This is a genomic window from Plantactinospora sp. B24E8, assembly GCF_039871735.1.
Lineage (GTDB): Bacteria > Actinomycetota > Actinomycetes > Mycobacteriales > Micromonosporaceae > Plantactinospora.
Genome location: NZ_JBDPMH010000047.1, coordinates 1 through 19351, shown reverse-complemented (window position 1 = coordinate 19351; position 19351 = coordinate 1). Strand labels below are relative to the sequence as shown.

At 71.0% G+C, this 19351-nt stretch carries 21 protein-coding genes and 1 tRNA gene; 11 read left to right on the top strand and 11 right to left on the bottom strand.

Features of this window, described 5'->3' with window-relative positions:
- Positions 1-67: 67 nt before the first annotated feature.
- Positions 68-1078 carry a prephenate dehydrogenase/arogenate dehydrogenase family protein gene (locus ABGB21_RS34505; RefSeq protein ID WP_347681348.1) on the bottom strand — a complete coding sequence of 337 codons (1011 nt, stop codon included), beginning with the start codon at positions 1076-1078 and terminating at the stop codon, positions 68-70.
- Positions 1079-1106: 28 nt separating this feature from the next.
- On the bottom strand, positions 1107-1931 hold the full coding sequence (locus ABGB21_RS34500; protein ID WP_347681346.1) for a M23 family metallopeptidase: 825 nt from the start codon (positions 1929-1931) through the stop codon (positions 1107-1109).
- Positions 1932-2370: 439 nt separating this feature from the next.
- On the opposite strand from ABGB21_RS34500, the gene ABGB21_RS34495 reads away from it, so the two are divergent.
- From ABGB21_RS34495 to tadA, 4 genes are all read left to right on the top strand, one after another.
- On the top strand, positions 2371-2676 hold the full coding sequence (locus tag ABGB21_RS34495) for a hypothetical protein (RefSeq protein ID WP_347656811.1): 306 nt from the start codon (positions 2371-2373) through the stop codon (positions 2674-2676).
- Positions 2677-2794: 118 nt separating this feature from the next.
- The gene (locus ABGB21_RS34490) at positions 2795-2962 is read left to right on the top strand and encodes a hypothetical protein (protein ID WP_203857601.1); all 168 of its coding nucleotides are present in this window, start codon (positions 2795-2797) and stop codon (positions 2960-2962) included.
- Between the two features lie 161 nt (positions 2963-3123).
- A complete protein-coding gene (locus ABGB21_RS34485; RefSeq protein WP_347656764.1) occupies positions 3124-3663 on the top strand; it encodes a tRNA adenosine deaminase-associated protein in 540 nt (179 codons plus the stop codon).
- A complete protein-coding gene (gene tadA, locus ABGB21_RS34480) occupies positions 3627-4136 on the top strand; it encodes a tRNA adenosine(34) deaminase TadA (RefSeq protein ID WP_347656810.1) in 510 nt (169 codons plus the stop codon). The genes ABGB21_RS34485 and tadA overlap by 37 nt, the downstream gene beginning before the upstream one ends.
- 246 nt (positions 4137-4382) lie before the next feature.
- Here tadA and ABGB21_RS34475 read toward each other — a convergent pair whose 3' ends face one another.
- Positions 4383-5561, bottom strand: coding sequence for a HAMP domain-containing sensor histidine kinase (locus tag ABGB21_RS34475; RefSeq protein ID WP_347681344.1), 1179 nt, complete (start codon positions 5559-5561; stop codon positions 4383-4385).
- Positions 5558-6214, bottom strand: coding sequence for a response regulator transcription factor (locus tag ABGB21_RS34470; protein WP_347656760.1), 657 nt, complete (start codon positions 6212-6214; stop codon positions 5558-5560). Before ABGB21_RS34470 ends, ABGB21_RS34475 begins: the two co-directional genes overlap by 4 nt.
- A gap of 186 nt (positions 6215-6400) precedes the next feature.
- Between ABGB21_RS34470 and ABGB21_RS34465 the strand changes: the two genes are divergently transcribed.
- The 4 genes from ABGB21_RS34465 to ABGB21_RS34450 are packed head-to-tail and all read left to right on the top strand — an operon-like array spanning position 6401 to position 10081.
- The gene (locus tag ABGB21_RS34465) at positions 6401-6940 is read left to right on the top strand and encodes a hypothetical protein (RefSeq protein WP_347656758.1); all 540 of its coding nucleotides are present in this window, start codon (positions 6401-6403) and stop codon (positions 6938-6940) included.
- A 32-nt stretch (positions 6941-6972) separates the two neighbouring features.
- Positions 6973-8112, top strand: a complete 1140-nt coding sequence (locus ABGB21_RS34460) for a peptidoglycan-binding domain-containing protein (protein WP_347681342.1) — start codon at positions 6973-6975, stop codon at positions 8110-8112.
- Between the two features lie 14 nt (positions 8113-8126).
- The gene (locus tag ABGB21_RS34455) at positions 8127-8864 is read left to right on the top strand and encodes an ABC transporter ATP-binding protein (RefSeq protein WP_347656809.1); all 738 of its coding nucleotides are present in this window, start codon (positions 8127-8129) and stop codon (positions 8862-8864) included.
- Entirely contained in the window at positions 8864-10081 is a 1218-nt protein-coding gene (locus tag ABGB21_RS34450) for an ABC transporter permease (RefSeq protein WP_347656754.1), read from the top strand. Before ABGB21_RS34455 ends, ABGB21_RS34450 begins: the two co-directional genes overlap by 1 nt.
- 139 nt (positions 10082-10220) lie before the next feature.
- Here ABGB21_RS34450 and ABGB21_RS34445 read toward each other — a convergent pair whose 3' ends face one another.
- Positions 10221-10841: a TetR/AcrR family transcriptional regulator gene (locus tag ABGB21_RS34445; protein WP_347681340.1), complete on the bottom strand. Its 621-nt coding sequence runs from the start codon at positions 10839-10841 to the stop codon at positions 10221-10223.
- 402 nt (positions 10842-11243) lie between these two features.
- Here ABGB21_RS34445 and ABGB21_RS34440 point away from each other — a divergent pair, with 402 nt between their 5' ends.
- Positions 11244-12257, top strand: a complete 1014-nt coding sequence (locus ABGB21_RS34440; protein WP_347681338.1) for an alcohol dehydrogenase catalytic domain-containing protein — start codon at positions 11244-11246, stop codon at positions 12255-12257.
- Between the two features lie 53 nt (positions 12258-12310).
- Positions 12311-13717, top strand: coding sequence for an FAD-binding oxidoreductase (locus ABGB21_RS34435; RefSeq protein WP_347681336.1), 1407 nt, complete (start codon positions 12311-12313; stop codon positions 13715-13717).
- Between the two features lie 127 nt (positions 13718-13844).
- Here the strand turns inward: ABGB21_RS34435 and deoD are convergent, their stop codons facing one another.
- Positions 13845-14552: a purine-nucleoside phosphorylase gene (gene deoD / locus ABGB21_RS34430; protein WP_347656747.1), complete on the bottom strand. Its 708-nt coding sequence runs from the start codon at positions 14550-14552 to the stop codon at positions 13845-13847.
- A 76-nt stretch (positions 14553-14628) separates the two neighbouring features.
- Between deoD and ABGB21_RS34425 the strand changes: the two genes are divergently transcribed.
- Positions 14629-14718: transfer RNA gene (locus tag ABGB21_RS34425), tRNA-Ser, on the top strand.
- 71 nt (positions 14719-14789) lie between these two features.
- Here ABGB21_RS34425 and ABGB21_RS34420 read toward each other — a convergent pair.
- From ABGB21_RS34420 to ABGB21_RS34400, 5 genes are all read right to left on the bottom strand, one after another.
- The gene (locus ABGB21_RS34420; protein WP_347656715.1) at positions 14790-15023 is read right to left on the bottom strand and encodes a hypothetical protein; all 234 of its coding nucleotides are present in this window, start codon (positions 15021-15023) and stop codon (positions 14790-14792) included.
- A gap of 445 nt (positions 15024-15468) precedes the next feature.
- Positions 15469-16464 carry a hypothetical protein gene (locus ABGB21_RS34415; protein WP_347656711.1) on the bottom strand — a complete coding sequence of 332 codons (996 nt, stop codon included), beginning with the start codon at positions 16462-16464 and terminating at the stop codon, positions 15469-15471.
- Positions 16461-16826 (bottom strand): helix-turn-helix transcriptional regulator, encoded by a 366-nt coding sequence (locus tag ABGB21_RS34410; RefSeq protein ID WP_347656710.1) that lies wholly within the window; start codon positions 16824-16826, stop codon positions 16461-16463. Before ABGB21_RS34410 ends, ABGB21_RS34415 begins: the two co-directional genes overlap by 4 nt.
- 296 nt (positions 16827-17122) lie before the next feature.
- The gene (locus tag ABGB21_RS34405; RefSeq protein ID WP_347651356.1) at positions 17123-17464 is read right to left on the bottom strand and encodes a toxin-antitoxin system HicB family antitoxin; all 342 of its coding nucleotides are present in this window, start codon (positions 17462-17464) and stop codon (positions 17123-17125) included.
- A 1179-nt stretch (positions 17465-18643) separates the two neighbouring features.
- Positions 18644-19351: aldo/keto reductase (locus ABGB21_RS34400; RefSeq protein WP_347681334.1), on the bottom strand; the 708-nt coding region annotated here is incomplete at its 5' end.

The following is a 19351-nucleotide window of genomic DNA, read 5'->3' as shown; positions in this document are numbered from 1 at the left end:
CGCCGGCGCCGGTCGACGGAGTCTGGCGGTAGCCGGAAGCTCGTCCGGCCCCGGACCGTCGATGCGGTCAGCCGGTGGCGGTCGGCGGCGGAACGGGCCGGACGGCGGTGACCGTACGCCGGTCGGCGGCGACCCGGGTCACCCAGCCGCCGGCCCGGCCCAGCGCCAGCAGTTCGTCGGTCCGGGCCGGCAGCTCGACGGGGTTGCCGGCCCGGGGCGGCCAGGCCCGCCGGGCGGCCGAGCCGGGCGACAGCCAGTCGCGCAGCGCGTCGATCGGGTCGCCGGTCTCGAGCGCGCTCCGCGCCGTACCCAACGCGGCGAGTACGGCGTCCAACGCCGGCCCGACCGCCGCCGCGTTACCACCGCACATCGCGGCGATCAGTTCCGGCCGGGTCGCGGCCACCCGGGTGCCGTCCCGGTACGAACCGGCGGCCAGGGCGGTGGCGAGTGGATCGTCGGCCGCGACGGCCGCCAACGCCGCCGCCAGCAGGTGCGGTACGTGGCTGACCGCCGCCACCGCCCGGTCGTGCTCGACCGCGGTGGCCGGCACCACCCGGGCACCCAGCCCGGTGACCAGCGTCGCCAGCTCCAGCCAGTCCGGCAGCGCGGTGACCCCCGGCTCGAGGCACAGCACCCAGGCACAGCCGGTGAAAAGCTCGGCGTCGGCGGCCCCGAAGCCCGAGGTCTCCCGGCCGGCCATCGGGTGCCCGCCGACGTACCCGGCGAGCCGGCCGGCACCGTCACCCAGGTGGCGGTCGACGAGGTCACGTACCGGCTCCTTGACCGACGTGACGTCGGTGACCAGGCCGGTGTAGCCGGTGCCGACCACCTCGGCCAGTACCCCGGCCACCGCCGGCAACGGGACCGCGACCACCACCAGGTCGGCGTGCGCCACCGCGTCCCGGATCGTCCGGGCGACCTGCCAGCGCTGCTTGGCCGGCGCCTGGGCGGCGGCGGTCCGCGCGGTGGCCCGGGTGGCCGGGTCGGCGTCGTAGCCGAGCAGCTGGTGTCCGGCGGCGGCGAGGGCGCGCAGCACCGACCCGCCGATCAGACCGAGGCCGACCACCGCGACGTTCACGGGGCTGACTCTCGCACACCGGCGCCGGTCACGGCTTGCTCGGGCAGCCCTTGTCGCGCTGGTATTCCCTGACCTTGGCGGCCGGCGAGGTGTGCCGCCCCTTCCGCCAGGCGTCGAGGAACGGCGCCGGCCAGACCGCGCCCCGGCGGATCCACCAGTCCCCGGTACGCCCACACACCGGCGAGATGCCGAAGTGCAGGTGACAGACGTTGTTGGCGTTCCCGGTCCGGCCGACCGTGCCGAGTTGCTGGCCGGCCTGGACCCGTACGCCGGCGTTGATGCCGCTGGCCACCGTGTTCAGGTGTGAGCCGTAGTAGCGCACGCCGTCGTCGCCGAGCAGCGAGACCGACTTCCCGCCGTTGTTCGGCCCCTGCGGGCCGGACTTGCTGTAGTTGTCGACCCGGCTCACCTCGAGGATCTTGCCGGCCGTCACGGCGACCACCGGTGAGCCGCAGTTGGCGAAGATGTCGGTGCCCGGATATCCCGAGTGTGTCGGGTGGTAGTCGACGTTTCCGGTCCGGACCGGGAAGGCGTACCGGTGGGTTCCGGTTGTCGCCGGCGAGCTGGTGGGCTTGCGCGACGGTGACCGGCTCGGGCTGGCCGACCCGGTCGGGGTGGGGGTCGGGCGCGCCGTCGGCGGCCCGTCGGTGGTCGCGGTCGGTGCCGCCAGCTCGGGCGGTTCGAAGCGCGGCGCCTCGGGCGGCCGTCGTACGTCGGCACAGCCGGCGGCGAGCGCCGTCACCAGCAGGGCGGCGCCGACCGGCGCCAGCCAGCGTCGGGCCGTCCGGTGTCCCCGCCGCCTGACCCGGTCGACCGGGTGCCCGCCCGTGCCGCTGTTTCCATCCCGGAACATCCGGCCATAGTGGCAGATCGTTCCGTCGTCCGCCGGCCCGTCCCCGGGGTGACCGGGACCGTCCGTCATGGTGCCGTGCGGCCGGGACGTCGCCGGGTGACGGCGCGGTGCCGTGCGGACGGGCGGAGGCTCGCCGGCGGCCCGGTAGGCTGCGTGTCGGGGCCACCGTCGGTGGGAACGCCAGACGGTGGCCGGGGTTCCGCGGCTGTGCCGTGGAGGGCCGACCGGAGGAGGACGGATGTCGCGACAGCCGGCGTTCGAGCCGTACCCCGGAGCGCCGCCGGCTCCGCCCGGCGGGCCGCCGCCGTCACCCGGCGCGTGGCAGTCGCCGCCCGGAGCGCCACCCGCGCCGCCACCCCCCGGCGCGCAGGCCCGGCCAGCCTGGCAGTGGCCGGCGCCGCCCGGCAGCCCGTCCGGTCTCTTCCCGGCCCGCCCGTCCCTGCCGCCACCGCGCCCGACCTACCGGGAACCCCATCCGGTACGCCTCGGCGCGGCCCTCGCCGGTGCCGGGTCGGCGGCCCTCTGGCTGCTGATGTTCGGCCTGCTCGGTCGTGACCTCGCCGGCTACCTCTGGTGGACGTGGTTCGCCGGTACGGTGGCCTGGCTGGTCGCCCTGCTGCTGGTCCGTCGTGGTGACCGGGGTGCCGCGGTGGGGGTCGCGATCGCCGTCGCGGTGGGTTGGGCGATCGCCATGGGGCTGCTGTTGACACGTTGGCGGTCGACCGCCGACTGGCCGCTCTGGTGACCGCGCGGACTGTCTGAAATCGGTCAGATCACCTTTCGGTCGCGGCGCTCGGTAAGGCTGTGGATGCAGCCCGCTACCGGCCTTGACGAACCGCCCGGGACTCGGCACTCTCGGCGTTATGGCCTGGACAGAACATCGACTCGACCCCGACCGCAGCCGCCGTCGGTTGCAGCTTCTCGCGGAGCTCGCCGGGGCCAAGTCGGTGCGCGAGCGGGAGCATCCGCGCCGCGCCCGCGTCGACCGACTGCGGGAGCTGATCGCCACCCGTCGCCGTCTGGCGAACTGACCCGGGCGGACCGCCCGCTCGATTCCCACCGGCTCCTTCGGGGCGTTGGGTGGGCCCACCCGGATACGACCGGATACCGTCACGCGTGACAGAGGGTCGGCTGTGACACGACGAGTCGGCTGTGATGTGCGGCTGGGGGCCGCGGGGTAATTGGGGGGACCGTGTCGTACTTCGCTGCGGCCGTGGTGCGCCACGCGTCCGGTTGGACCGCCGCAGAGGTGGATCTGAACGGCGCCGGCGACGTCGACGAGGTGGCGGACCTGCTCCGGGATGTCGACCCGGACGCCGACATCTCACTGCTCTTTGTCGAGTCGGACGACACGTATCTGGCCATCATGCGGCTGGACGAGGGCGAGGATCTGCGCATCTTCGGCTCCGACTCGGCGTACGCCGAGGAGTCGCGACTCGGCGCGCTGCTGGTCGGCGACCTCAAGGCGCCGGCGCTGGAGATCGACGACGTGGCCGAGCCGGCCGGAGCCTCGGCGAGCTCGACCGCCGACGCCGACGCCGACGACGAACCGGCGACAGATCCCGACGCCGACCCGGTCGGTGACGCGGACCTCCTCGCCGACCTCGGCATCTCCGCGCACCGCCTGCTCGCGCTCTGCGCACACGAGGGCATGATGCCGGCCGACGTCACCACCGAGGTCTGTCAGGTGCTCGGCTGTGGCAACGAGGTCGAGGAACTCCGCGAGGCGTGATCGGACGCCGGCAGCGGCACGAGTCGTGGATGCGGCGGGCCCTGGAGGTCTCCGTCGCTCTCCCACCGCAGTCCGCTGCCCTCCCGCCGCAGCCCGACGTTCCGGTCGGTGCGGTGGTCTACGGGCCGGACGGCGCCGAACTCGCGGTCGGGCGTAACGAGCGGGAACTCACCGGAGACCCGACCGCGCACGCGGAGATCCTCGCGCTGCGCCGGGCCGCCACGGTGGTCGGCGAGTGGCGGCTGACCGGCTGCACCCTGGTCGTGACGCTGGAGCCGTGCACCATGTGCGCCGGCGCGCTGGTGCTGGCCCGGATCTCCACCCTGGTCTTCGGCGCATGGGAGCCGAAGACCGGCGCGGTCGGCTCACTCTGGGACGTGGTACGCGACCCTCGGCTCAACCACCGCCCCGAGGTGTACGGCGGAGTGCTGGCAGCGGAGTGTGCCACCGCACTCCGCACCTTCTTCCGCTGACCAGCTTTTCCACAGGGTTGTGGACAACTTGGGGAACCTGTGGAAAACGTGTGTACGACGCTCGTCCCGGAGCGCCCGGCGCCGGCATCCCGAAGCCCGGGGACGGTCGCATTCTCAGTGATCATGACCGGTGGACGGGCCCGGACGGGGCCGTTGTCCCCGATTCCTTCCGGTACCACGGCCGGGTTCCCGGACTGTGGAAACGTTACTGGTCCGACCGGGCCGCGACGGCCGGCAGCGTCACCGTCAGGACCGGGCCGCGACGGCCGGCAGCGTCACCGTCACGACCAGGCCGCCACCGTCGCGCGGCTCGGCGTGCACCGTACCGCCGTGGGCACCGGCCACCGCCCGGACGATCGACAGGCCGAGCCCGAAACCCCGTCCGCCGTCGACCCGCTCCTGACGCAGTCGCCGGAACGGCTGGAAGATCGTCTCGATCTCGTACCCCGGCACGACCGGCCCGGTGTTCGCCACGATCAGCCGCGCCCAGCCGTCGACGGTGTCGGTGCTGACCCACACCCACCCGTCGGTCGGGACGTTGTGTCGTACCGCGTTCTCCAGCAGGTTCTGGGTCAGCCGCTCCAGCAGGACCGGGTCACCGGTGGTGGGCGCGGGCGTCGACCGCAGGTGTACCGGGATGTCGGTCGTCGCGGACGCCTGGTCGGCCAGGTACGTGACCACCTCGGCGAGGTCGACCGGCGTACGGTCGACGACCCGCTGCTCCGAGTCGGCGAGGGTGAGCAGCCCGTCGATCAGCCGCTCGTGGCGTTCGTTGACCGCCAGCAGCGTCTCGCCGAGCTGGCGCAGCTCGGCCGGAGCGTCCGGGCGGGTCACCGCGAGTTCCAGCAGTGACCGGTTCAACGCCAGTGGCGTACGCAGCTCGTGCGAGGCGTTGGCGACGAACCGGCGCTGCCCGTCGAAGGACCGGTCCAACCGTTCCACCATCAGGTCGAAGGTGTCGGCCAGCTCCTTCACCTCGTCGTGCGGCCCGCGCAGGGCGATCCGTTCGTGCAGCCCGTGCCCGGCCACCCCGGCGCCGGCGATCCGCCGGGCGGTGCCGGTGATCTGGTGCAGCGGCTGCAACGCCCGGCCGGCGATCAGCCAGCCGAACCCGACGGCGATCGTCGACACCACGGCCAGCGCGATGCCACCCTGGGTGAGCAGCGACTCCAGCGCGTTCGCCCGGGCCTCGTCCTGGAGCTGCCGGGCGTAGATCCGCAGCTGGTCGATGTTGTCGGGGGAGAGCAACTTACCGGGCTCCACCCCCGGTGCCAACTGCTTGACGTCGGCCAGCTTGACCCCGACCGGGCTGGGCATCTGCTGCCCGACCAGCACGTACGTCACGCCGAGCAGGACGATGCCGGCGAGCAGGAAGAGACCGCCGTAGACGAGGGTCAGGCGGGCGCGGATGGTCAGTCGTTTCACCGGATCTGATACCCCACTCCCGGCACCGTCTCCACGACCTGCGGGTCGCCGAGCTTGCGGCGCAGCTTCATCACCGTCACCCGGACCACGTTGGTGAACGGGTCGATGTGCTCGTCCCAGGCCCGTTCCAGCAGCTCCTCGGCGGAGACCACGGCTCCGCCGGCCCGCATCAGCTCGGCGAGCACGGCGAACTCCTTGCGGGACAACGCGACGTACCGGCCGTCGCGGTAGGCCTCGTGCCGGGCCGGGTCGACCACGATCCCGGACCGGACCAGTTTCGGCGGTGCCGCCGGCCGGGCCCGCCGGAGCAGCGCGTGCACCCGGGCGGAGAGCTCCACCAGCGCGAACGGCTTACCCAGGTAGTCGTCGGCGCCGATGGCCAGCCCGGCGACCCGGTCCCGGACCGCCGAGGCGGCGGTGAGCATCAGCACCCGGGTCTCGCCCCCGCCGTCGACGATCGCCCGGCACACGTCGTCGCCGTGCACCACCGGCAGGTCACGGTCGAGCACCACCACGTCGTAGTCGTGGACGCCGAGCCGCTCCAGGGCGGCGTCGCCGTCGTACGCGACATCGACCGCGAACGCCTCCCGCCGCAACCACTCGGCGATCGCGTCCGCGAGCAGCTTCTCGTCCTCCACCACCAGCACCCGCATCGCCCAATGGTGACTCGCTCCCGGTAACCCCGCCGTTAACGCCGCCCCGGCGACTGCCCGGGAAGGGCGACCGGGGCGGATAACCGGGGCGTAAACGTCGACGGTTACGCCCGGGATACCGCCGACGGTGTCGACTCGTCCGTATCGGCCGGCGGACCGCGTCGGCCCCACGGAAGGAGTTGTGCCATGCGCCGACGATTGTTCGGCGGCCTGCTGGCCCTGCCGTTGCTGCTCGGTCCGGTGCTCGCCGGGTGTGCCGGTGGGCCGAGCGGGCCGGAGGTGGCCACCGCCGGCGGCGGGGCCGGCGCGTCACCGAGCACCAGCGCCGCGCCGGTCAGCGACGAGGACCGGCAGCGGGAGTTCGCCCGCTGCATGCGGGAGAACGGTGTCGAGATGCCGGACCCGGAGCCCGGCAAGGGCCCCCGGATCCGGCTCGGTGGGAACGTCGACCCGGAGAAGGCGCAGGCCGCGATGGAGCAGTGCCGCCACCTGCTGCCCAACGGCGGCAAGGCACTGGATCTCAGCCCGGAGCAGATCGAGCGGATGCGGGAGATGGCGAAGTGCATGCGGGAGAACGGCGTTCCGGACTTTCCGGACCCGAACCCGGACGGCAGCCTCGACCTCAAGTCGCTCGGCCTCAAGCTGGACGACCCGAAGCTGAAGGCCGGTCTGGAGAAGTGCCGTAAGGGCGGCCCGGTCGTGATCACGGGTGGGGGCGGCAAGTGACGACCGGCACACCCGTACCAGCCGGTCCGTCGGTGTCGACGGCGTCCGCCACCGACACCGACGACCGGGCCCAGGAACAGCCGTCCCCGACCGGTCCGGGCCGGCGCCGCCGGTCCGGCCGGGTCCGGGGGGTGGCGGTCGCGACCACCGCCGTGCTCGCGGTGGCGGCCGGGGTCGCGGCCGCGGTCGGCTACGGCGGCAACGACGGGGGTACGGCGACCGCCAGTGTGCTGCCCCCGGCGACCGCCCAGGTCACCCGGCAGACGCTGGTCGACGCGGAGACCGCCGACGGCGAGCTCGGGTACGGCGAGACGCGTACCGCCGTGGCCCGCACCCCGGGCACGGTCACCTGGCTCGCCGACACCGGCGACCGGGTCGGCCGGGGCAAACCGCTGTACGCGGTCGATAACCACAAGACCGTCCTGCTCTACGGCAGTCTGCCGGCGTACCGGACGTTGCGTCCCGGGCTGACCGGTGCGGACGTCGAACAGTTCGAGAAGAACCTGGCGAAACTCGGCTACGACGGGTTCACCGTCGACGACGAGTACACGTCGGCGACCGCCGAGGTGGTCGAGGAGTGGCAGGACGACCTCGGGCTGGAGCAGACCGGTCGGGTGGAACTCGGCCAGGTCGTGTACGCCTCCGGCGAGGTCCGGGTGGAGAGCCACGAGGCGACGGTCGGGGACGCGGTCCAGCCGGGGGCCGGAGTGCTCGGCTACACCAGGACGGCCCGGGTGGTGACCGTCCTGCTGGACGTGGACGACCAGCGGCTGGCGAAGCGGGACGCCGAGGTCACCATCACCCTGCCGGACGGCAAGGACGTCGCCGGAAAGATCACCGGCACCGAGACGGTGATCGAGACCGGTAGCGGCGCCAACGCCGAACCGGAGACGAAGATCGAGGTGACCGTGGCGGCCGACGACCCGAAGCAGCTGGCCGGCTTCGACCGGGCGTCGGTCGAGGTCGCCTTCACCGCCGAGGAACGTACGGACGTGCTGACCGTGCCGGTCGCCGCGCTGCTCGCGCTCGCCGAGGGCGGGTACGGCGTCGAGGTCGTCGACGGGACCAGCACCCGGATCGTGGCGGTACAGACCGGGTTGTTCGCCTCCGGCCGGGTGGAGATCTCCGGTGACGGGCTGGCCGAGGGGGCGACCGTGGGGATGCCGAAGTGACCGGGGAGCAGGGCATCGTCGTACTCGACCGGGTGACGAAGGTCTATCCGGGCGGGGTGACCGCACTCGGCGGGGTCTCGCTGACCATCCGGGCCGGGGAACTGGTGGCGATCGTCGGGGCGTCCGGTTCCGGCAAGTCCACCCTGCTGCACCTGATCGGCACCCTGGACCGGCCGTCCGACGGTTCCGTGCACATCGACGGGTACGACGTGGCGAAGCTCTCCGACCGGCGACTGTCCGCCCTGCGGTCGTCCCGGATCGGGTTCGTCTTCCAGCAGTTCCACCTGGCTCCCGGCGTGCCGGTGGTGGACAACGTCGCCGACGGGCTGCTCTACGCGGGCGTACCGCTGCGGCAGCGCCGACGGCGGGCGGAGGCCGCGCTGGTCCGGGTCGGGCTCGGGCACCGGCTCGACCACCGGCCGCACGAACTCTCCGGCGGTGAACGGCAGCGGGTGGCGATCGCCCGGGCGGTGGTCGGCAATCCGCCGCTGCTGCTCGCCGACGAGCCGACCGGCAACCTCGACTCGACCTCCGGGGCGGGGGTGCTGGCGCTGCTACGCGAACTGCACGCGGCCGGGACGACGGTGGTGGTGATCACCCACGACCGGGAGATCGCCGCGAGTCTGCCCCGGCAGGTCCAGGTCCGGGACGGCCGGGTGGTCGCCGACACCGGCACCGACACCGACACCCGCGTCGGGTCCCGGGCCGTCGACGTCGGGCGGGCGGTCGCCGTACCGGAAGGGGTGCGCTGATGGTCGGGTCAGACCGTGCCGCCCGGCTGGTGCCGGCCCGGCTGCGGCCGCGAGACGTGCTGCGGGTCGGCGGGGTCGGGCTGCGGACCCGGCCGCTGCGGGCCTTCCTCTCCGCGCTCGGCATCGCGATCGGGATCGCGGCGATGATCGCCGTGGTCGGCATCTCCTCGTCGTCGCGGGCCGAGCTGGACCGGACGCTCGCCGCGCTCGGCACCAACCTGCTGACCGTCGCCCCCGGCAGCACCATGTTCGGCGACGACGCGCAGCTGCCCGAGGAGTCGGTGGCGATGATCGGCCGGATCGGTCCGGTGCAGCAGGTCTCCGCCACCGGCACCCTTTCGGAGGCCCGGGTCTACCGCAGCGACCGGATCCCGGCGGCGGAGAGCGGTGGGATCGCCGCCCGGGCCGCTCGACTCGACCTGCTCGACACGGTCGGGGTGACGGTCGCCAGCGGCACCTGGCTGAACGAGGCGACCGCGCGTTATCCGGCGGTGGTCCTCGGCGCGTCGGCGGCGCAGCGGCTCGGGATCGGCAGCGCCGATCCGGACGTCCAGATCCAGGTCGGCGGGAGGTGGTTCACCGTCGTCGGGATCCTGACCCCGGCACCGCTCGCCCCGGAACTGGACCTGTCGGCGCTGGTCGGCTGGGCGGCGGCCCAGACGTACCTGGACTTCGACGGCCACCCGACCACCGTCTACACCCGGTCGGCCGAGTACGCCGTCGAGGCGGTCCGGGCGGTGCTCGGCGCCACCGCCAACCCGCAGGCGCCGAACGAGGTGGAAGTCTCCCGGCCCTCGGACGCGCTCGCCGCGCAGCAGGCGACCGACGAGGCGTTCACCGGGCTGCTGCTCGGACTCGGCGCGGTCGCGCTGCTGGTCGGCGGGGTCGGGGTGGCGAACACGATGGTGATCTCGGTGCTGGAACGGCGGGCCGAGATCGGGCTGCGCCGTTCGCTCGGCGCCACCCGGGGCCAGGTACGCACCCAGTTCCTCGCCGAGTCGCTGCTGCTCTCCGCGTTGGGCGGGGTCGGCGGGGTGCTGATCGGGATCGGGGTCACCTCCGGGTACGCCCTCTCCCGGGACTGGCCGACCGTCGTGCCGAGCTGGGCGATGGCCGGCGGGGTCGCCGCCACGCTGCTGATCGGCGCGGTCGCCGGGCTCTATCCGGCGATCCGGGCCGCTCGGCTCGCCCCGACGGAGGCCCTCGCCACCCCCTGACGGGTTCCGGGGCCCGCCCCAGCCGGCGAAACCGGCTCCCTCCCCGGGGCGGGTCCCGGCCGTCAGGGGCTCCACCGTCGGCCGACGTCGAGCGCCTGTCATCGGCCGGGATGTGGATGTCTGGCGGCGGTGCCCGAACTCAGCGGGTGGCCGACCGTGCGATGACCGAGTCGATCAGCGAGCACATCAGGCCCGCGGCGGCGGTCACGTCGAGACCGTTTCTGCGTACGAGGGACTGCCAGGTGCTGAAGGCCGTGGCATGGCCGACGGCCGCCTGGAGCAGGGAACGGTCGGCGGTGGACGAATACCCTCCGGTCAGGGCTTCGCCGACCGTGTCCAGATACTCGGCGAAGGGTTCGATGACCTGTTTGATCTCGGCGGACCGGTCACTGTCCCGGAGGGTGTTGGCCAGCACCGGCTCCACCGCAGCATAGAAGTCGTAGAGTTCCTCGAGCGCCGTGGCGATCCGCTCGCGGGGTGGTTCGAGCGCCTGCCACGCCGTGACGTCCGGCCAGGGGTGACGCTTCCAGTATTCGGTGGAGCATGCCTGCAGCAGGTCCGCCTCGGTCGGGAAGTACCGGTAGACCGTGTGCCGCTGCACTCTCGCCAACGCCGCGATGTCGACAATGGTGGTTCGGGCCGGTCCCACCGTCCCGTGCAGTTCGATCGCCGCGTCCGTGATACGTCGACGCGTCTCGGCCATCGCCTCGGCGCGACGCCGAAGCTCGTACCTGCGGGTGACACCCTTACCGTCAGCCATCGCCTCTCTCCTGGCGTTCCTGCCGCAAGTGTGCCCGACAGTGGCCCGCTGCGGCCGGGGGTGGACGGAGGTCGGGAGTTTCCGTACCGGTGCTTCAGGTTCATTCGCTGATGTGCCGTGTTGTTCTGTCTGTCGGCTTCCGCTTGCCCCGGTCCGCTCTCGGCGTCGCCTCTAATTTCAATGTACACGTGTGTTCTGCGAAACTTGCCGGTCCGCCGGGCCGCCGCTACATTTTCAGGGAACGTTGGTGTGCGGTGAAATTTTTGGCCCGCCGGCGCCCACCCGCTACCCGGGCGCGTCGGCCGGCCCGCCCACGCCGTCGCACCCCCGCCGCCCGCCCCTGCGCTGACGGCACCGCGCCCGACAGGGCGGATCAGAGACGGAGACAGCACGGTGACGCAGATGCAGTCGGTAGTCGTACCCGGGCTCGGCCAGCCATGGGAGCTGAGGAGCGCGGACGTTCCAGAGGTCAGAGCGGGGAAGGTCCTCGTCAGGGTCCACGCCAGCGGAATCTGTGGCACCGACGTGTGGATCACCGAGGGAAAACTGTCGTTCGGCGTCGACTTCCCGATGCGGCTCGGACACGAGGGTGTCGGTGAGGTCGTCGCCGTCGGGGAGGGGGTGACCGCCCGCTCGGTGGGAGACCGGGTCGGACTGCTCACCCTGCAGAGCGGCTGCGGGACCTGCGCCTGGTGTCGGCGGGCCGAGCCGCTGGACTTCGTCACCGCCGCCAACTGTGCGCAGCCGGTGCTGACCGGAATGAACGTGGACGGCGCCCACGCCGACTACGTCGCCATCCCCGCGAACGCCACCGTCCCGTTGCCCGACGGGCTGCCGTACGAGCACGCCGCCCCGCTGATGTGCATCGGCTACACCGCGTGGAGCGGCCTGCGCCGGGCCAACCCCCAGCCGGGCGAGCGGATCGCGGTCTCGGGCATCGGCGGCATGGGCCACCTCGCGATCCAGTACGCCAAGGCGAGCGGCCTCACCACCATCGCCGTCACCGGTTCACCCGAGAAGCAGGAACTGGCCCGCCAACTCGGCGCGGACATCGTCGTGGCCACGGGCGCCGAGCTTCGGGAAGCGGGCGGAGCGGACATTCTGCTGCACACCAACAGCTCCAACAGCGCCGCGGCGGACGCCCTCCAGGGAGTCGCGCCCCGGGGCCGTGTCGTGCTCATGGGCATCGGGTTCGACACCTTCGCCGTACCCAACATGCCGATGATCATGAACAGCCTCCAGCTTCTCGGCTCCGCCCACAACGGCACCCGGTACCTGGTGGAGGCCCTGCGGATCGCCGCCGAGGGCAAGGTCACCCCGATGGTCGAGACCTACGACAAGAACCGCGCCGCCGAGGCGTACCAGCGGGCTGCGGACGGAAAAGCCCGCTTCCGCAGCGTCATCACCTACGCCTGACCGACAGTCCCGTCCGGCGTATCCGTCACAGAGATCACAGGAGAAGAGCAGTCTTGCAACCCACCGCAGGTCATCCGAGTCCCACACCCTTCAGCGGGGAGGCGGTCGCCGCACTGGTCGCCGCCACCGACGGGCTCGTGCTGCTGCCCGGCGACGAGGGGTACGCGGCCGAATGTGCCGCGTACAACCTGGCCACCCCACACCGGCCGGCGATCGTGGTCGGTGCCACGAGCCCAGGCGACGTCCAGGCAGCCGTGCGGTTCGCGGTCGCCCACAACCTGCCGGTCGCCGTGCTGGCCACCGGTCACTCGGCACTCTCCTCGAACGGAGCGGTGCTGATCACCACCCGCCGGATGGACTCGGTGACCATCGACGCCGAACGGCGAACTGCCCGGATCGCGGCCGGAGTACGTTGGCAGCAGGTCATCGACGAGGCCAGCAGGTACGGGCTGGCGCCGCTGAGCGGCTCGGCGCCCACCGTCGGCGCGGTCAGCTACACCCTCGGCGGTGGGCTCAGCCCGATCGGCCGGACCTTTGGTTACGCCGCCGACCACGTACGCCGCATCGAGCTGGTGACCGCGGACGGTGCCCTACGTGAGGTGAGTGCGGAGCAGGAGCCGGAGTTGTTCTGGGCGCTGCGCGGCGGCAAGGGGAACTTCGGCGTCGTCACCGCCCTGGAGTTCAACCTCTTCCCGTTCGACCGGATCTACGGCGGCGGCCTCTACTTTCCCGGTGAGCGGGCCGCCGAGGTACTCACCGCCTGGAGCGCCTGGACCGCCGACCTGCCGGACGAGATGACCTCGTCGATCGCGCTGCTCCGGCTGCCCCCGGCCCCCGAACTGCCGGAGCCGCTGCGGGGACAGTTCGTGGTCCACGTCCGGATCGCGTACGTCGGACCGGCCGAGGAGGGCGCGCGACTGGTCGCGCCCCTGCGGGCGATCGGCCCGACCTTGATCGACTCGGTGGCGGACCTGCCCTACGTCGCCGTCGGCTCGATCCACAGCGACCCGCCGATGCCGATCCCGTTCCACGACCGCTCGACCCTGCTCCGGGAGTTCAGCCCGGAGGTCGTCAACACGGTCGTCCAGCTCGCCGGCCCGGACGTGCAGAGCCCGCTCGTCGCGTTGGAGATCAGGCACCTCGGCGGCGCGCTGGACCGCCGACCCGGGTCGGGGAACGCGATCGACACCCGCGGTTCGGCGTTCCTCCTCTACGGTGTCGCCTTCGGCGGCCCCGACCAGGCCGAGGCGTTCGACGGGTACCTGACCGGTCTGATCGCCGCGGTGGAGCCGTGGAGCACCGGGCAACGCTTCGTGAACTTCTTCAGCGCCGCCGACGCCACCACCGAGGGGGTACCGGCCGGGTACCGCCCAGAGACGTACCAGCGGCTGGTCGAGGTCAAGAAGGCGTACGACCCGCAGAACATCTTCCGGCTGAACCACAACATCCCGCCCGCCTGACACTACGGGCACAGGTAATCCCGCCCGCGGGTCCTGCCCGGTAACTGGTACCGGGCAGGACCTGCGGGCGGTGTCGATTCGGGTTTGCTCGTGGTCCTCCGAGATCTCTTGGTGGGACGACGGGCGGTCAGGCGACGATGGTGTCCAGGGCGACCTCGACCATCTGCCCGAAGGTCTGCTCACGCTCCTGGGCGGTGGTCGCCTCACCCCGCTTGATGTGGTCACTGACGGTCAACACGGTCAACGCCCGCGCCTTGAACCGGGCCGCGATCGTGTAGAGCGCCGCCGACTCCATCTCGACCGCCAGTACGCCGTACTCGGCGAGGCTGTCGTACAGGTCGGGGCGGTCGGTGTAGAAGGCGTCCGCGGCCAGCACCGGCCCGACCCGCATGCTGATGCCGCGCCGCTGGGCCACCTCGACCGCCGTACGCAGCAGCCCGAAGTCGGCGACCGGGGCGTAGTCGATCAGTCCGTCGAACCGGACCCGGTTCATGTTCGAGTCGGTCGAGGCGCCGTTCGCCGCGATCACGTCCCGCAGGTTCAGGTCGTCGCTGAGCGCCCCGCAGGAGCCGACCCGGATCAGTGAACGGACCCCGTACTCGTTGATCAGCTCGTGGGCGTAGATGGAGGCCGAGGGCATGCCCATCCCGGAGCCCTGCACCGATACCTCGGTACCGTGCCAGCGGCCGGTGAAGCCGAGCATGCCGCGCACCGTCGAGTAGCACTTGGCGTCCTCGAGGTAGGTCTCCGCGATCCACTTGGCCCGCAGCGGGTCGCCCGGCATCAGGACCCGCTCGGCAATCTCGCCAGGCTTGGCGCCAATGTGCGTACTCATGTGAGGTGATCCTGCCACGTCGGCCCGACGGATACCGCCGCGACGTACGCCGGAGGCGTCAGGTACCCTTCTCGGCGGTGGTGTGTCCGAGTGGCCTAAGGAGCACGCCTCGAAAGCGTGTGAGGGTTTACGCCCTCCAAGGGTTCAAATCCCTTCACCACCGCCACTGAACAGGCGAAACGCCCGGCAGGTCGGAGACGACCCACCGGGCGTTCTGCTTGTGGTCTCAGTTGTCCCTCAACGGGCGGGTACGCGGGCCCCGGTGGCGCCCTGGTCGCCATCGTCAGCCGGAACGTTCGGCCCCTCCCAGCGCAGCCCACCGACGGGGTTCGCGATGTCCCGCCGGACCTGCCGGGCGGCCGCCGCCGTAGGGGTACTCGTGGTGTTCCTGACCACCGGCACCGCCCTCGCGAAGGCCGACAGTGCGCGCACCGGCGAGTACGGCCAGCCGGGATACACGGAGAACGACACGAGCGAGAAGCTGCGTACCAACGGCGTCGACTTCCGCCAGGTGGTCGAGCAGTTGCGTCCGGCAGAGGTACCGGCACCGCCGGGCTACTCCTTCACCCCGGACGTCAACGTGTTCATCACCGGGTTGGGCGACGAACCGGCGACGATACAGGTGACTGCCGTGCAGGCGATGTACGCCCTCTGGGCAGCCTGCGCCTGGGAAGCCGAGTGGTTGACCGCCTACACCGCCGGAGACGGGCCTCGGACCGCGGCGGCCGTCGCCGTGCTGCGGGATGTGCCGTCGTGGCCCCTCGTCATCAAGGTCGACGGGAGCGGTATCCGCGAGCAGCACCGGAAGGTGGCCGAGGCGGCGGTGCGAGGAGACGAGACGGCCGTACGGGACGGCCTGCGCCGCAACTGCCGGTATTGGCGCACCGCGTGCGCCAATACCACGATTCGTGAGCCGCTATTTGCCGCAGGTCGGGCAACGGTCGTGGACGGAGATTGTCGGAATGCCAGCTGTCTCGCTGGAACGTGCCCGCATCGCGAGCGCCACAGCCAGGGTTACCCCGCCCAGGATGAATATGGCGGCGGTGGTCCCGGTGATGACGCGGAAGTCGGCGTATCCGGCGCCCACGACGGGGGCGATGTTTTCGGACAGGGGATACAGCGCGAGTAGGCCGACCGGGGTGAGCAGAACGAGGAGCGCCCAGAGCCCTCGGGCGTCACCGCGCAGAGACAGCATGGCTGCGGCGAGCATGGCGGTTAGCAAGAGAACCGCGCCGGCCTCCGGGAGGATTGCGGCTCCATAGCTGAACCGGTAGAACCATGCGCTGCTCCCGGACAGCGCACCGACTGCGATGAGGGCTGCCGCCGGCGTTGTCGCCAAGGGTATGAGGCGATGGCGCAACGCTGTGTGGGAGGGAATTGCCAGCGCCAGCAGGCCCAGCGCCGCCTGGGGAAGCAGGACGAGCAAGTACGGGCGGGGCAGGTCGAACAGAGCGGCGACGGGTACCACGGCAACGGTGAGCAACAGTGCCAGTCCGATGGCAACGCGCGCCCACCGGGATGGGGCGAAGATATGAACGACGGCGGCCAGCAGCCAACAGGCCCATACGATGACGCCAGTGGTAGCGAATGGCCCGAAGGCTGGCGAGCCCCACAGACCTGAGATGGTGACCACTTCGGCAGCGATCCAGAAGCCGGCGAGCGCGGTCGCGGTGATGTAGCTCAGGACAGCGGCGAGGTGCAGGCCGGGTATGAGATCGGCAGCGCCGGCAGCGCGTAGGCGTTCACGGACACCCCCCACCAGCACGTCCACCGTGTCGAGGATCGACGGCCAACGGCGGTCGGGGCCGGCCAGGTCGAGATACGTGCCGACGATCTCGCCGCTCCGTGCCTGGCGGTAGCCGGCGGGGTAGGCCCGCAACAGTCGCCGGTATCGGCGTTCCAGGTCCCTCATGCCAGTCCTGCCAGCGCACGTGGGATAAGGGGCCGGGCCGCCGGAGTCGGGTGGCCCAAGCGGGCCGTGGCCGCCTCCACGTTGCGCCGCAGGCGCTCGGTCTCGGCCGCAAGGGTGGCATTGCCGGCGACCGAGAGACGGTAGTAGCGGCGCAGGCGACCGTCCACGACCTCCTCCCGGTCGACTTCGATGAGGCCCGCCTCCACCAACCGGTCGAGTGCGCCGTACAAGGTGCCGGGCCGCATGGATAGCCGACCCGAGGAAAGGGCCGCCACCTCCCCGATGATCCCGTAGCCGTGCAGTGGCGGGCCAGCGAGAGCGGTGAGGATCCAGAAGGTCGGTTCCTGCAGCGGTGTGTTCACCCTGGCAATATATCGGCCGCGAAGGTATGGCAGTGGCAGATCGTTGACGAACGTCTGACCCGGTCGGTGCTGGTCGCGGCGCATCCATGTGCCGGTAGCCGATACCCTCCGTCGGCCACGCCGAGGCGGTGGCTCCTGGGCCTTTCGAGCCGACAGGGTGCCGGGTCGATCGCGAACCGCTGTCCGGCGATGTTCCGTCGGGACGACGCCCACCCGTAGTCTCATTCGCGGCTGTACTCGGGTTCAGCGGCGAGATGCCCCGACATCCCTGCAGGGGCCGAGGCGTCTCGCGATGATCAGGCTGCCGTCAGCTTCCGTAGGACATATTGGTTGAGACTCAGCCCGTCCTCTGCGGCGTGGATTGCCAGCTCGCGGTGCAAGCTTTCTCCGACGCGAACATTGAACTTTCCTGAGTAGCTACGTTCGGCGAATGGCTCCGGTACTTCCTCGCCCCGCTGCTGCATGTCTGCGACCACGTCACGCAGTACGTCCTGAAGCCCCTGCAGGGCTTCGATCTGGGAGGAGGCCAACCACGAGAGGGATGGGAACTCGGCGCAGGTGGCGACGAACTCGTTGTCCTGGGCTGACCACGTAACGCGGTAGGTGTAGTGGGTCACCTCGGGATGGGTGGCTTGCATTACATGCCCTCCTTCCTGGCGATCGCCTTCAGTACTTGCCTTACCTGATACGCCTTGGCTTTGCCTTTGTCGTTTTGTATATTCACGCGCGGGTCTCCCGCCCACGGCATTTTGAACACTGCGTGGGAAGTGCCGACTTGTCGAGGCTCTCCGAAGTAGTGTTCACACACCCTCTTGAGATCGTTGTAAGTGATGTTCTGCGGGTTGCTTCGCATCGCCTCTATGATCTTTTCTACCGAGGGCACACCTTGATAGTACTGCTGGTGGTACCAGGGCGGCAATGCTTTGGGTCGTGCCCACCCGTAGCCATGTCTGTGCCTGTGGCTGTTCGACCCTCGACCACGCCTCCGACAGCAGGATGTCCCGGGAGCTGCCATCGACGGGGGTTGGTTGGCGTCGAGCAGGGTGTAGCTGCGAAGCTCGCCGACAACAGCCGTTGTGGTTTCCGCCTCACCGGGCCGACGGTGCGTGTCGACGGGTGCGTAGTGGCGGCGTGTGCCGGAGGCGGAGGTCGTCTCAATCGTCGTCTCGTTCAGGCGCGTTCAGCGGCGACCGGCCGCATCCGGGCAACGGCCATCGCCGCAGTCCACGGACGGCGCCGGTCTTGGTTGAACGGTGACCGGCAGACCTCGAAAGCGTGTGAGGGTTTACGCCCTCCGCGGGTTCAAATCCCGCCGCCACCGCCACTGAACAGGCAGAACGCCCGGTGGGTCAGAAACGACCCACCGGGCGTTCTGCCTGTGGTCGCAGTTTCGGTCGCTGAGCGCCTCGGCGACCGTGAGACTGTCCTCGTAGAAGTCCCGATCACGAACGCGACCGCGATCAGTGCCGCAAGCGTTAGCGTGCCGGTCACCCACAGCAACGGCACGATCGCGGCAGCGGCGGTCGCGGCCAGATCGCTCACGATCATCGTCGTGCGGGGCGACCACCGGTCGGCGAGCGCACCGGCTGGCAGGCCGAGGATTAGCCATGGTGACCAGCTCGCCGCCGCCAGGACTCCCATCCGGCGGACCGGCATCCAGCTGCGTGGCCGCGAGCAGCGACAGCAGCGTCGCCGTGGTCGCGGTACCGAACAGGGCTGACGGCTTCACCGAACCAGAAGACTCGGAAAGCGCGAGGGAGACGGGGGGACGCCCGTCTCCCTCGATTCAAAATCTGGCCCACCAACTATCAGCTCGCTCAGGCCGCGGCGCGGTCGGCGAGTGTGCGGCGACGCAGCGCGGTGTCGGTCAGTGAGCGCGGGGGCAAGGGAGCGTTGGGGTTGTACAGGTTGGTCCCGGGCGGCACGATCTCGTCGATCCGGTCGAGGGCCGCATCGTCCAGGGTTAGCGCGGCGCCCTTGAGGAGATCCTCCAGCTGCGGCATGGTCCGCGGTCCGATGATCGCCGAGGTGACCCCCGGGTGGGCCACGGTGAACGCAATGGCGAGCTGCGGGAGGGTGCAACCGATGTTTTCCGCGAGTTCGACGAGCTGCTCGACGACGTCGAGCTTGGCGGCGTTTTCCGCGATCGTGGGATCGAATCGTTCCGGCCGGATTGTGGGACGGCCGGTTGAGAGGTCGATGGGCTGGTTCTTGCGATACTTGCCGGTGAGGAACCCGAAGGCCAGTGGGCTCCAGACCAGCACGCCCATTCCGTAGCGCTGGCAGACGGGCAGGACCGAGGCCTCGATCCCGCGGGCCAGGATCGAATACGGCGGCTGCTCGGTGCGGAAGCGTCCGAGGCCACGACGCTCGGAGACGTGATGCGCCTCGACGATCTCCTCAGCCTCGATCCACCGATGCGGTTCGTGTTGATCGCAGTTGAATAGATTTGATCCGATGTGGTTTCGGGGCAGGGTGGATTCGCCGATTACGTGGTCGGCTTGCTCGGGGCAGGGTTGTGCGGG